This window comes from Hyphomonas sp. (assembly GCF_013823385.1).
Taxonomy (GTDB): Bacteria; Pseudomonadota; Alphaproteobacteria; order Caulobacterales; family Hyphomonadaceae; genus Hyphomonas.
In genome coordinates, this window is the sequence record NZ_PNMA01000001.1 from 181,390 (window position 1) to 194,566 (window position 13,177).

General features: G+C 61.9%; 13 protein-coding genes. All 13 read left to right on the forward strand.

Annotation, left to right across the window (positions count from 1 at the left end):
* Nucleotides 1-135 precede the first annotated feature (135 nt).
* The 13 genes from C0456_RS00900 (at nt 136) to lpdA (ending at nt 13,110) form a co-directional block, all read left to right on the forward strand.
* Nucleotides 136-1,233: a CaiB/BaiF CoA-transferase family protein gene (locus C0456_RS00900; protein ID WP_291047440.1), complete on the forward strand. Its 1,098-nt coding sequence runs from the start codon at nt 136-138 to the stop codon at nt 1,231-1,233.
* Nucleotides 1,233-1,970, forward strand: coding sequence for a histidine phosphatase family protein (locus C0456_RS00905; RefSeq protein WP_291047442.1), 738 nt, complete (start codon nt 1,233-1,235; stop codon nt 1,968-1,970). The genes C0456_RS00900 and C0456_RS00905 overlap by 1 nt, the downstream gene beginning before the upstream one ends.
* Before the next feature lie 120 nt (nt 1,971-2,090).
* Nucleotides 2,091-2,708, forward strand: a complete 618-nt coding sequence (locus C0456_RS00910; protein ID WP_291047444.1) for a DUF2272 domain-containing protein — start codon at nt 2,091-2,093, stop codon at nt 2,706-2,708.
* A gap of 348 nt (nt 2,709-3,056) precedes the next feature.
* A complete protein-coding gene (gene rpmF / locus C0456_RS00915; protein WP_035595912.1) occupies nt 3,057-3,242 on the forward strand; it encodes a 50S ribosomal protein L32 in 186 nt (61 codons plus the stop codon).
* A gap of 111 nt (nt 3,243-3,353) precedes the next feature.
* Nucleotides 3,354-4,634 (forward strand): phosphopyruvate hydratase, encoded by a 1,281-nt coding sequence (eno, locus tag C0456_RS00920; protein WP_291047446.1) that lies wholly within the window; start codon nt 3,354-3,356, stop codon nt 4,632-4,634.
* Between the two features lie 124 nt (nt 4,635-4,758).
* Nucleotides 4,759-6,630, forward strand: a complete 1,872-nt coding sequence (locus C0456_RS00925; RefSeq protein ID WP_291047448.1) for a bifunctional diguanylate cyclase/phosphodiesterase — start codon at nt 4,759-4,761, stop codon at nt 6,628-6,630.
* Between the two features lie 85 nt (nt 6,631-6,715).
* Nucleotides 6,716-7,015, forward strand: coding sequence for a septum formation initiator family protein (locus C0456_RS00930; protein WP_291047450.1), 300 nt, complete (start codon nt 6,716-6,718; stop codon nt 7,013-7,015).
* 66 nt (nt 7,016-7,081) lie between these two features.
* Nucleotides 7,082-8,092 carry a pyruvate dehydrogenase (acetyl-transferring) E1 component subunit alpha gene (gene pdhA, locus C0456_RS00935; RefSeq protein ID WP_291047452.1) on the forward strand — a complete coding sequence of 337 codons (1,011 nt, stop codon included), beginning with the start codon at nt 7,082-7,084 and terminating at the stop codon, nt 8,090-8,092.
* Nucleotides 8,092-8,496 (forward strand): MAPEG family protein, encoded by a 405-nt coding sequence (locus C0456_RS00940; protein ID WP_291047453.1) that lies wholly within the window; start codon nt 8,092-8,094, stop codon nt 8,494-8,496. The genes pdhA and C0456_RS00940 overlap by 1 nt, the downstream gene beginning before the upstream one ends.
* A complete protein-coding gene (locus C0456_RS00945) occupies nt 8,496-9,908 on the forward strand; it encodes a pyruvate dehydrogenase complex E1 component subunit beta (RefSeq protein ID WP_291047455.1) in 1,413 nt (470 codons plus the stop codon). The genes C0456_RS00940 and C0456_RS00945 overlap by 1 nt, the downstream gene beginning before the upstream one ends.
* On the forward strand, nt 9,908-11,251 hold the full coding sequence (locus C0456_RS00950; protein ID WP_291047457.1) for a pyruvate dehydrogenase complex dihydrolipoamide acetyltransferase: 1,344 nt from the start codon (nt 9,908-9,910) through the stop codon (nt 11,249-11,251). Before C0456_RS00945 ends, C0456_RS00950 begins: the two co-directional genes overlap by 1 nt.
* Nucleotides 11,252-11,291: 40 nt before the next feature.
* Entirely contained in the window at nt 11,292-11,690 is a 399-nt protein-coding gene (locus C0456_RS00955) for a hypothetical protein (RefSeq protein ID WP_291047458.1), read from the forward strand.
* A gap of 4 nt (nt 11,691-11,694) precedes the next feature.
* Nucleotides 11,695-13,110, forward strand: coding sequence for a dihydrolipoyl dehydrogenase (lpdA, locus tag C0456_RS00960; protein WP_291047459.1), 1,416 nt, complete (start codon nt 11,695-11,697; stop codon nt 13,108-13,110).
* The last annotated feature ends 67 nt before the right edge of the window (nt 13,111-13,177 follow it).

The window sequence follows — 13,177 nt, forward strand, 5'->3', positions numbered from 1 at the left end:
TACGCGCCTGAATACTTGCTGAAAACTCGCAGAGAATGGCCGGGAGCGACGCTGCGGCACCCCTTCCTTTTGCGCCTCACCCCCTTAAAGTTCCGCTAACTCGACCATTACAAACAGGACATCAGGAGGCCTCTCATGGCTCAAGGACCACTCGCGGGCGTCAAGATTGTGGAATTTGCGGGCATTGGGCCTGGGCCGTTTTGCGGCATGCTGCTGTCGGACATGGGCGCGGATGTGATCCGCATCGACCGTCCGGGCAATGGCAAGCCGGGCCGGGCTGAAGATGTCGTCGGCCGTGGCCGCCGCTCAATCGGGCTGAACCTGAAAGATCCGGCCGATGTGGAAGTTGCCCTGAAGCTGATCGCGCAGGCCGACGCGCTGATCGAGGGCTTCCGTCCTGGCGTGATGGAGCGCAACGGGCTTGGCCCGGATGTGGCGCTCGCGCGCAATCCGAAGCTCGTCTATGGCCGCATGACCGGCTGGGGCCAAACCGGCGCGCTCTCCCATTCGGCAGGCCATGACCTCAACTATATCGCCATCACCGGCGCCCTGCATGCGATGGGTGACGGCGATGGCCGTCCGCGCCCGCCGCTGAACCTGGTGGGCGATTATGGTGGCGGGGCGCTGTACCTGGCGATGGGCGTGCTGGCGGCGATCATCAATGTGAAGAATGGCGGCAAGGGCCAGGTGATCGACGTGGCGATGTCCGACGGCGCAGCCTCGCTGACGGCGATGTTCTGGGGTATGCGCGCCATGGGCGTGTGGACCGATGACCGCGAAGCGAACATGCTCGATGGCGGCGCGCACTTCTACGACACCTACGAGACCAAGGACGGCAAATGGGTGTCCATCGGCTCCATCGAGCCGCAATTCTACGCCATCCTGCGCGAGAAGGCTGGCCTGACGGACGCCGCTTTTGATGCCCAGATGGACAAGTCCAAATGGCCGGAGCTGAAGAAGAAGGTCATGGCCGTGATCAAGACCAAGACCCAGGCCGAGTGGAACGCCATCATGGAAGGCACCGACATCTGCTACGCGCCGGTGCTCTCCATGGCCGATGCGCCGAGCTACAAGCATAACGTGGATCGCGGCACCTTCGTCGAGATCGAGGGCGTGGTTCAGCCCGCCCCGGCGCCGCGCTTCTCCGAGACACCGGGCGCCATCCAGGGCCGCCCGCCGGGCCTGGGTGAGCATACCGAGCAGATCCTGAAAGACTGGGGCGTTTCGCGTTGATGAGCGCGCTGCCCGGCACCACCGGGCGGCGGCGCATCTATCTGATGCGGCACGGCTTTGTGGACTATACGTCTGCAGCCGTGCGCGCCGCGCGCGATCCCAAGGTGGCCACGCTGACCGAGCGGGGCGTCGAGGAAGCGCGCGCCGCCGGGATTGCCCTGTCAGAAGTGCATTTCGACCTCGCCCTCTGCTCCGGTCTCGCGCGGACGCGGCAGACGGCGGAGATCGTGCTGGCCGAGCATCCCAATGCCCCTTCGCTGGAGGAAGATCCGCGCTTCGGCGAGCTGCGGTCGGGCAGCTATATGGACTTCCATTCGGCCGAGCATTTGGCGGCGGTGATGACGTTCACCTTCGAACAGGCGGGCGAGCCGGATGCCGCCTTCCTGCCGGGCGGGGAGCGATTCGCCGACGCGCTGATTCGCATCCGCGAGGGGCTGGCGGCGCTTCTGATGCGGCCGGGCTGGGCGTCTGCGCTGGTGGTGGCGCACGAAGTCGTGAACCGGATGCTGCTGGCAGACGTGATCGGCGCGCCGCTCGGGGCGAGCGCCGGCTTCGAGCAGGATACCGGCTGTATCAACATCCTCGATTTTGACCTGGTGCCAGCCGAGAGCGGGCGGGGCACGAAGGTGGAGCGCGGCGTGATCAAGGCGGTGAACCTCACGCCGGCGAACTATCTGAAGAACGGCATGAACCTGCGCAGCCTGGAAGCGATCTTCACGCGGCCCGAGGAAGAGTGACAGGCGCGCGATTTGATCCGCCTGAGACCCCGCCCGCTGGCTGGGGAACCCATGATTGCGTGGTGTCCGCGCTGAAAATGTGTTAAAAGTTGCAAATGGGACGATCTATGGGGGATTTTCATGTTTGCAGATGCATTGGCGGCTGCGTGCCTGGCCGAGTATGACCGGTGGGACAAAGGCGCGGGGCGCGAGACCTGGGGCACACCCGAGCACGCGAAAGACTATTACCTGTTTGTAAGAGACTATTGGAAGTCGATCTCGAAGCCCTTTGATGGGCGCACGCTGGTGGAGGGAATCCGCCCGGCCTGGTCATCGGCTTTCGTATCCTATTGCGTCCGCAAGGCCGGGGCCGGGAAACAGTTCAAGTATAGCGAAGCACACTGCCACTACATCTACCCCGCCATGCAGCGGGCCGATGGGCAGAATGAGGGCTATGGCTATATCGCGCGCCCGCCTGAGACGTATGCGCCGAAGGTAGGGGATATCGTGTGCGCCGGGCGCCTCTATGCGAAAAACTACACCTACGATCAGGCGAAGCTGCGCTACCAGGCCGATAGCTTCTACCCCTCGCACGGGGATATCGTTACCGAAGTCGGCAAAAACTATGTCCGCGCGGTGGGCGGGAATATCCGCGACAATGTGGACATGAAGAAGCTTGAGACCGACGCGAACGGCTTCCTGAAGCTGCGTGAGGGAAAGTATCCGTGGATATGCGTGCTGGAATGCGTGATCCCCTGATGGGCTGGCCATTTGGGGGAGGGGCGCTTTCCCCTCACAGGCGAGTGATCGCCAATCTGAACCCCAAATAACAACACCGCTGCGCCCATATTCAGACTCAATCCCTTATTAACTGAAGCTGTCAGCGCAGAGCCAATCCGGCAGATTGCCAGGGCAAAGGGCTGACGTCCTTCTTGCATACCTTGGCCGGCCCTATGGGCCGGCCATTTTGTAGTTGCGGGGGATAAGCCAGCGGGCACTGAAATTGATGCCGTTTCGCGCTTGCCATCCCCGTTTGCCTGCGTTAACAGGCGCGCTTTCCCGCCGTCCTAACTGGGCGCGGCCCCACCAGATTCCGGAAGCAGTGCCATGGCAGTCCCCAAGAGTAAGAAATCGAAATCGCGCACCCGCATGCGCCGCTCGCATGACCGTCTGGCGATGAACACCTACATCGAAGACGCGAACTCGGGTGAACTTCGCCGTCCGCACCACATCGACCTGAAAACCGGCATGTATCGCGGCAAGCAGATCCTCGAGCCGAGCGACGAAATCTAGTTCGCCCCGGTTGCGCTCATAAGCGCACCAGCCTAAGGGTTCCGGCGCCTCCTGCACCTCGCAGGGGGCGCTTTTCATTTGCACGTAAACGCCGGTAAGGGGACTTCCTCCATGAGCGAAATCATCGACATTCACGCCCGCGAAATTCTCGACAGCCGCGGCAATCCGACGGTCGAAGTCGATGTCACGCTGGACGACGGCTCCACGGGCCGCGCAGCCGTGCCTTCGGGCGCCTCGACGGGCGCTTATGAGGCGCATGAGCAGCGCGACGGCGACAAGAGCCGCTATAACGGCAAGGGCGTGCTGAAGGCCGTTGAAGCGGTCAATGGCGAGATCTGTAACGAGCTGGCCGGCATGGACGCCACCGAGCAGCGCCTGATCGACACGCTGATGATTGATCTGGACGGTACGGACAACAAGTCCCGCCTCGGCGCCAATGCCATCCTTGGCGTGTCTCTGGCCGTGGCCAAGGCGGCGGCCGAATCGTCTGCCCTGCCGCTCTACCGCTATCTTGGCGGCGCCAATGCCCGCATCCTGCCGACGCCGATGATGAACATCATCAATGGCGGGGCCCATGCCGACAACCCGATCGACATCCAGGAATTCATGATCATGCCGGTCAGCGCCGAGAGCATCTCGGACGCCGTCCGGATGGGCGCCGAAGTGTTCCACGCGCTGAAGAAGACGCTGAAGGATGCCGGCCACAATACGAATGTCGGCGATGAAGGCGGCTTTGCCCCCAACCTCGCTTCCACCGACGAAGCCATCGGCTTCATCATGAAATCCATCGAGAAGGCCGGCTACCGCCCCGGCGAAGACATCGCGCTCGCCCTCGATGCGGCCTCCACCGAGTTCTACAAGAACGGCAAGTATGAGCTGGCCGGTGAGGGCAAGTCGCTCTCTTCCGATGAGTTCGCAAAATACCTGGCAGACCTTTGCGGCCGCTATCCGATTCTCTCCATCGAAGATGGTATGGCCGAAGACGACTGGGATGGCTGGATCGCGCTGACCGAAATGCTCGGCGACCGGGTTCAGCTCGTCGGCGACGACCTGTTCGTGACCAATCCGGACCGTCTGGCCATCGGCCTTCAGAAGGGCGCGGCCAACTCGATCCTCGTCAAGGTCAACCAGATCGGCACGCTGTCGGAAACGCTGGACGCGGTGGAACTGGCCCACCTGCACGGCTACACCGCCGTCATGTCCCATCGCTCCGGCGAAACCGAGGATTCGACGATTGCCGACCTCGCCGTGGCCACCAATTGCGGCCAGATCAAAACCGGCTCGCTCAGCCGGTCTGACCGGATCGCCAAGTACAACCAGCTGATCCGGATCGAGGAAGAACTCGGCCCCATCGCCATGTATGCCGGCCTTGCCCGCATCAATGCGGGCTAGCCTGCGCTGCCGGCCGGCCTGGTTGCCAAAGAGCTAACGCTCTGAAGAAATCTGCGGCGGCCCGTTAGGCGGGCCGTCAGCAAGATCTGTTAAGACCACTCTCGTGAAATTGGGGGGGTGGCCAATGTGGCGGCGGATTCTGGGCGCAGATTGGACTCTCGAGGAAGAGTTAACGATCGGCCTTGACCTTGTGCGCAGACTGAAGGTCGACATGGTCGGCCGCCTCATCGCGTGCCTGACGGTTGCCGCGCTGGTTGCCTATTCTGCCTCGATCCAGCTCGCCGCGCTGTGGATTGTGCTGGTCTTCCTGAACGAGTTCACAGAGTTGAAACTGAACCGGCGCATGCGCGATGAGCGTCTGCCGCCTCGCGCGCGCCTGGTGCCGTATCTTGTTCATATCAGTCTCGGATCGGCCCTATGGACGTGCATGTGTCTTGTCCTGTGGGGGCAGGGCGATTTCGTCGACAAGCTGACGGCCGGGGCCATCCTGGTCGGCATCCTGATCCATTGCTCGCTGTTCTATAGTGATAGCCGCCTGCAATCGCTTGTGACCGGTGTCCCGGCGCTGCTTGGGGCGGCGGTGATGATCGCCTCGGCGAGCACCGACCCGTTTCTGACGGATCGGGAGCGGACCGTCGCCTGCGTGGCCCTGTTCACCCTGAGCGCCTATCTCGCTTTCGGCGTCTATATGGGGGTTCGCACGCGTGAGCGGCTCCGCAGTTTTGCCGCCAAGACGGCGCGCCTGGCGGCGCAAGACCCGCTGACAGGCTTGCACAACCGCCGGTCATTTTTCGAAGCGGTCGAGGCGCATGCAAACTCCCGGGCGAAGTTCATCGTCGCATTTCTGGATCTGGACCGGTTCAAGCCGCTCAATGACGAGTTTGGCCACGCGTTCGGAGATCAGGTGCTGACGGAGGTTGCCCGGCGCCTGGAGCAAAGCCCCGGCGTGCTGGCAGCCGCGCGCATGGGCGGGGATGAGTTTGCGGTATTGTGTGCAGCGCCCTCAAATCAGGAGGCGGCCACCCGGTTTATGTCGAGCCTGCATGACTGTGTCGCCGCGCTGATCCGGTGTGATGCCGGGGTTGTTTCGGTTGGGGCCTCGATGGGATGGGTCAGGGCTGAGGCGGTTACCGGGCCGGTTTCCGAGATCATTCACTCGGCGGACGTGGCCATGCGGCGCGCCAAGACCGAGCGCGTGAATGTGGCCGAGTTTGACCCGGTCATCGATTCCACCTCGATCACCTCTTCGGCCCTCGAAATCGCCTTCAGCCAGGCGCTCGCGACCGGGCGCATCCGGGCAGCACTGCAGCCCATCGTTTCGGCCACCTGCAAGAGCGTTGTCTCCATGGAACTTCTGGTCCGCTGGCCGGAGAGCGGTTTCGCGCGGGATCCGGCCCCTCTGGAGTTCATCCCAGTCGCCGAACGCCTGGGCTTGCTGAACGAGATGTTGTGGACCACCCTGCGCCAGGCGCTCCCCTCGCTGGTGGGCACCAGCTGGTCGCTCGCCATCAATGTGTCGCCGTCGCAGCTGACCTCCAGCTATTTCCTGCCGAAGCTGTGCGCATTGCTCGAGCAGCATGGCGTTTCGCCAGGCCGGATCGAGCTTGAAGTGACCGAGCAGGTGACGCTCCGCAATGTGGCCGAGAACTGCGCCGTGCTGAGCGAGGCGCGGGCGCTCGGATTTCGTATCGTTCTGGATGATTTCGGCACCGGCTACTCCTCCCTGGCGATGCTGGACCGGCTCCCCCTCGACAAGATCAAGCTCGACCAGGCATTTGTCGAAGAACTGAAAGACCGCGCGGAAACCCAGAAGATCCTCAAGGCAACGGTCTCGCTCGCCCATGAGTTGGGGATGAAGTGTTCGGTCGAGGGAATCGAATCAGCGGAAACCGCAGAAATCGTCACGGCCTTCGGATGCGATCAGCTGCAGGGATATTGGGTCGGCCGGCCCGAGATCCTCCTGCAAGCCCCGGTTTTCCTTAAACTTGCAAGCTGAAGCCGGGCCTGCGCCGGGGCACTGGGCGGCGCGGCAGATCCGGCAGGTAAGAAATTGGTTACTACGAGACTGTAGGTGTGGAGCCATGGTTTCACGGCTTCAGGCCCTCGGGCTCAGTCTGCTTGTGCTCTACTTTGCCTTCCACGCCTTCGCGGGGGAGAAGGGGCTCGGCCGTTGGACAGATGCCCAGATCGAACTCGAAAGCCGGAAGAGCCAACTGGCTGAAATTCAACAGGATATTGAGCGTCTGCGCGTCGATATCCGGCGGCTGACGCCCGGCTCGGTGGACCCTGATTATGTCGAGGCACTGGCCCGTGATAAGCTTGCTTTCGTATACCCCGGAGAGATCGTTCTCCTCACACCCGAGCGCACCTCTGCAAATTGACAACGATGCTCTGACTTGTCGTTGCAATATTGCGGCGACATAAAGGCCTCTGGGAGGCACATCGTTATGGCAACAAAACCGAAGAGTGCAAAAAAGGCACCCATAAAGGCGACCAAGGCAGAAATGCTTGCCTTCTACCGCGAGATGCTGCTGATCCGGCGTTTCGAGGAGAAGGCTGGCCAGCTTTACGGCATGGGCAAGATCGCAGGCTTCTGCCACCTCTATATCGGGCAGGAAGCGGTCGTGACCGGCATGCAGGCCTGCCTCAAGGAAGGCGACCAGGTCATCACAGGTTACCGCGACCACGGCCACATGCTGGCCTGTGGCATGGACCCCAATGGCGTGATGGCGGAGCTGACCGGGCGCATCGGCGGCCTGTCGCGCGGCAAGGGCGGCTCCATGCACATGTTCTCGAAAGAGAAGAATTTCTATGGCGGCCACGGCATCGTTGGCGCGCAGGTGCCGCTGGGTACGGGCCTCGCCTTCGCAAACAAGTATCGCGGCAATGACAATGTCAGCCTCGCTTACTTCGGCGATGGCGCTGCCAATCAGGGCCAGGTCTATGAAGCGTTCAACATGGCCTCGCTGTGGAAGCTCCCGGTCGTCTATGTGATCGAGAACAACATGTATGCCATGGGCACGAGCGTTGAGCGCCATGCCTCCGAGACCGAGCTTTACAAGCGCGGCATCTCCTTCGAGATCGAAGGCGAGGAAGTGGACGGCATGGACGTGCTCGCCGTGCGGGAGGCCGGCGAGAAGGCCGTCAAGCATGCGCGCAGCGGCAAGGGCCCCTACATCCTCGAGATGAAGACCTATCGCTATCGCGGCCACTCGATGTCCGACCCCGCAAAATATCGCAAGCGCGAGGAAGTCGACGACATCCGCTCCCATCACGATCCCATCGATGGCCTGAAAGGCCAGATCCTCGAACTTGGCCACGCCACCGAGGACGACCTCAAGAAGATCGACAACGAGATCAAGGCCATCGTGAAAGAGGCGGCCGATTTCTCCTTGGAGAGCCCCGAGCCTGATCCCAGCGAGCTCTGGACGGATGTTCTGATCGAAGAGGCGGTGTGATGAGCGCTGAGCTTTCCTGGCTTTCGGCCACGGTCGCGCTCTTCCTCGTCTACATTCTCGGCGAAGTCGTAACCGGAAACCGTCAGTACGCGCTCAAGGACCTGCTCGGTCCGCGAGATGCGCTGGCGCCGGCAGGCCCTGCATTTGGCAGGGCAAAGCGCGCCACCGCCAACATGATCGAAGCGATGTGCCTCTTCGTGCCGCTCGTCCTGATCGTGGAGGCGGCCGGCCGCGCCAATGAATGGACGGCGCTCGGCTGCGCCCTCTTCTTTTTCGCTCGTCTCATCTTTGCGCCGCTCTACTGGTTTGGCGTGCCTGTCCTGCGCTCGCTGGCCTTTGGCGTTGGCGCGGCGGGCCTCGTGATGATTTTCCTTCAGGTTCTTCCGTTTTCCGGAGTTAATTAATGTCCGTAGACATCCTAATGCCTGCGCTGTCGCCAACCATGGAGGAGGGCACGCTCTCCAAATGGCTGAAGAAAGAGGGCGATGCCATCAAGTCGGGCGATGTGATCGCCGAAATCGAAACCGACAAGGCGACGATGGAAGTCGAAGCCGTCGATGAAGGCGTCTTGGCCAGGATCGTCGTGCCCGAGGGCACCGAGGGCGTAAAGGTCAACGCCGTCATCGCCGTGCTCGCCGCCGATGGAGAAGACGTGTCGAAAGCCGCGCCCTCCAAGCCGAAAGAAGACAAGGCAGAGGCCAAGTCTGAAGAAGGCGAAGTGAAAGAAGCCAAGAAGGCTGTTCCCCAAGAGGAAGACCCGAGGCCCAAGGCGCCGGAACAGCCGCGCGCGGCTATCGTGAAAGACACCTCGCTGCCCGAAGGCACCACCTTCACTGACACAACTGTGCGCGACGCGCTGCGCGATGCAATGGCCGAAGAGATGCGCAAGGATGAGCGTGTTTTCGTCATGGGCGAGGAAGTCGCCCAGTATCAGGGTGCCTACAAGGTGACCCGCGAACTGCTGCAGGAGTTTGGCGAGCGCCGCGTGGTCGATACGCCGATCACGGAGCATGGCTTTGCCGGCCTCGGTGTCGGCGCCGCCTTTGCCGGTCTGCGCCCCATTGTCGAGTTCATGACCTTCAACTTCGCCATGCAGGCAATTGACCAGATCATCAACTCCGCTGCCAAGACGCTCTACATGTCCGGCGGCCAGATGGGTTGCCCCATCGTGTTCCGCGGGCCCAATGGCGCGGCCAGCCGCGTCGGCGCCCAGCACAGCCAGGACTATTCGGCCTGGTACGCGCAGATCCCCGGCCTGAAAGTCATCGCGCCCTATGACGCCGCCGATGCAAAGGGCCTCCTGAAAGCCGCCATCCGCGATCCCAATCCGGTCGTTTTCCTTGAGCATGAACTGCTCTATGGCCAATCCTTCCCGGTGCCGGATGTGGAGGATTACATCGTCCCCATCGGCAAGGCGGCGGTGAAACGCGAGGGTACGGACGTGACCCTTGTGGCCCACTCCCGCATGGTCGGCTTTGCCCTGCAGGCGGCCGAACGCCTCGCCGAAGAAGGCATCAGCGCCGAAGTGATCGACCTGCGCACCCTGCGTCCGCTCGACACCGATACCGTTGTCGAAAGCGTGAAGAAGACGAACCGCCTCGTCTGCTGCGAAGAAGGCTGGCGCTTCATGGGCGTCGGCGCGGAGATCGCCGCTACGGTGGTCGCCGAAGCCTTCGACTATCTCGACGCCCCGCCCGTCCGCGTCCACCAGAAAGACGTCCCGCTGCCCTACGCCGCAAACCTCGAAGCGCTCAGCCTTCCGAATGCGGACGATATTGTCGCGGCGGCCCGCAAAGTCTGTGAAGGAGCGTTCTGATGTCCATTAACATCACCATGCCCGCGCTCTCGCCCACGATGGAAGAGGGCACGCTGGCCAAATGGCTTGTCAAGGAAGGCGATAGCGTCAAGTCCGGCGACATCATCGCCGAGATCGAGACCGACAAGGCAACGATGGAAGTCGAAGCCGTCGATGAAGGCAAGGTCGCCAGGATCGTCGTGCCCGAAGGCACCGAGGGCGTAAAGGTCAACGCCGTCATCGCTGTCCTGGCCGAAGACGGCGAGGATGCATCCTCCGTAAAGGCGCCATCTGCGGACGCTGCCCCGAAGAAGGCAGACGCTCCGAAGGCTGAAGAAAAGAAAGCCGAAGAGAAGAAGCCCGAGCCTGCTCCCAAACCGGCTGCCCCCGCGCAGCCGGGGGCCTCGGAAGGGAAGAGCGCCTCTGCCTCGCCAGATTCCCGCCTGCGCGGGAATGAGCGGGTCATGGCCTCCCCGCTCGCCAAGCGCATCGCGGCCAACAAGGGCATTGATCTGAAAGCCCTCAAGGGCTCCGGCCCGCATGGCCGCATCCTCAAGCGCGATGTGGAAGCCGCCAAGCCCGGCGCGCAAGCCGCGTCTGCCGGTGGCGCTGCGCCTGCATCGCCTGATGGCCTCATCCTGCCGCAGATCCTCGACGACCGCGTCTATGCGCCCGATACCTATGAGCTCAAACCCCTCGACGGCATGCGCAAGACGGTTGCGAGGCGCCTGACGCAGAGCTTCATGCAGGTGCCGCACTTCCCGCTGAACGTCGACATCACGCTGGACAACCTGCTGAGCAGCCGCGCCGCCATCAACAACGCCGCCCGCGAAGGCGTGAAGGTTTCGGTCAACGACCTGCTGATCAAGGCCGCCGCGCTCGCCCTGATCGACGAGCCCGACTGTAATGCATCGTTCACGGACAAAGGCATTGCCTATCACAAGCACGCCAACATCTCGGTCGCTGTCGCGGTCGAGGGCGGCCTCATCACGCCGGTGATCTTCAAGGCCGAGCAGAAGGGCTTGGCTGAAATCTCAGAAGAGATGAAAGACCTCGCCACCCGCGCCCGCGAACGCAAGCTCAAGCCCCAGGAATATATGGGCGGCACCTTCTCGATCTCCAACCTCGGCATGTTCGGCATCAAATCCTTCGCCTCGATCATCAACCCGCCCGAAGGCATGATCCTCTCGGTCGGCGCGGGCGAAAAGCGCGCCGTAGTCGACGAGAAGGGCAATGTCGTCGTGCGGACGGTCATGAGCGTCACCCTCACCTGCGACCACCGCGTCATCGGCGGCGCCGAGGGCGCCAAATGGCTTGCCGCGTTCAAGCGCTATGTGGAAACGCCAGAGGCGATGCTGCTTTAGCTGGTGAAGTAGCACGAGAGATCTGGGGTTAGTGTGCCTTATGATACGACTTGGTGTTCTGATGATCTTCGGCTCGGCGTTTGTCTGGGCGTTGTATGCTCAATCTGAGCCAGTCCCATATTTCGGAAACTGGCATCTGATGCAACCAGAACCCATTGTTCGTGGGCTGATGGCCTATTATGAAGTTTGGGATGCCCAATCGATGGAATGTCATCCCGAACTGACCGGAAATATGGATCGACTAGCGAGCAAAGCACGCGAGGCTAACTTTCCAGAGCGGTGGCTATCGCAAATCGATCAGGATAATGAACGATTACTGCTTTTAAAGAGTGCGGACCTTTGTGTTGATGAAACATTCGGACTTTTCCTCGCCGACTATGTGGAGGCGCGAGAAGTAGAAAGCCGCATATTTGAATTGGCCGAGTCAGAAGGTAACTGAATCCATGTCCACCCAATACGATCTCATCGTCATCGGCTCCGGTCCTGGCGGCTATGTCGCGGCGATCCGCGCGAGCCAGCTCGGCATGAAGACGGCGATTGTCGAGCGCGAGAGCCTCGGCGGTATCTGTCTCAACTGGGGCTGCATCCCCACCAAGGCGCTGCTGCGCTCGGCCGAAGTGCTGCATCTGGCCAAACACGCCAAATCCTTCGGCCTGAAAATCGAGAACCCGACTTTTGATCTGGAAGCAGTTGTGAAGCGCTCGCGCGGCGTCGCCGCGCAGCTTTCGGGCGGCGTCAAGTTCCTGATGAAGAAGAACAAGATCGACGTGATCGAGGGCACAGCCCGCCTTGAGAAAGGCACGCCTGCGCCGAAGGTCATCGTCAAGGGCGAGGATGGCAAGGATACGCCGTATACGGCCAAACATGTGATGCTGGCGACCGGCGCCCGCGCCCGGGATATTCCGCAGGCGGGCCTGAAGGCAGATGGCAAGCTCGTCTGGACCTATCGCGAGGCCATGACGCCGGATGTGATGCCGAAGCGCCTGCTCGTCATCGGCTCAGGCGCCATCGGCATCGAGTTTGCGAGTTTCTATAACGAGCTTGGCAGTGAGGTGACCGTTGCCGAAGTGATGGAGCGTATCCTCCCCGTCGAAGACGCGGAAATCTCGGCCTTCGCCGAGAAGGATTTCAAGAAGCAGGGCATGAACATTCTCACCGGCGCAAAGGTGGAAAACCTCAAACCCGGAAAAGATACGCTCACCGCAGATATCACCACCAAGGACGGCAAGAAGGAAACCAAGGAATTCGACCGGGCCATCCTGGCCGTCGGCATCGTCGGCAATGTGGAAAATCTCGGCCTCGAAGCGCTCGGCGTGAAGATCGAGAAAACCCATGTCGTGGTCGATGGCTTTGGCCGCACGGGCGTGCCCGGCCTCTATGCCATCGGCGATCTCACCGGCCCGCCCTGGCTGGCGCACAAGGCGAGCCATGAAGGCATCGTCTGCGTAGAGGGCATCCATGGGAAAAACCATGCCGAGCCGTTTGATGCGTCGAATATTCCGGGCTGCACCTATTCCCATCCACAGGTCGCCAGCGTCGGCCTGACAGAGGCTGCCGCCAAGGCCAAGGGATACGACATCAAGGTTGGCCGCTTCCCCTTCATCGGCAATGGCAAGGCGATTGCTCTGGGGGCGGAGAATGGGATGGTGAAAACCATCTTCGACAAGAAAACCGGCGAACTGCTCGGCGCCCATATGATCGGCGCGGAAGTCACCGAGCTGATCCAGGGCTATGTCATCGCCCGCCAAGGAGAGTTGACGGAAGCCGATCTCATCCACACGATCTTCCCGCATCCGACGCTGTCGGAAACGATGCATGAGGCCGTTCTGGATGCCGAAGGGCGCGTGATCCACGTCTAGCCCTGTCATTCCGCCCACGCTTGGCGGCCCTCACCTCCCACGCGCTTTGCGCGCGGGCCCCCCCTCT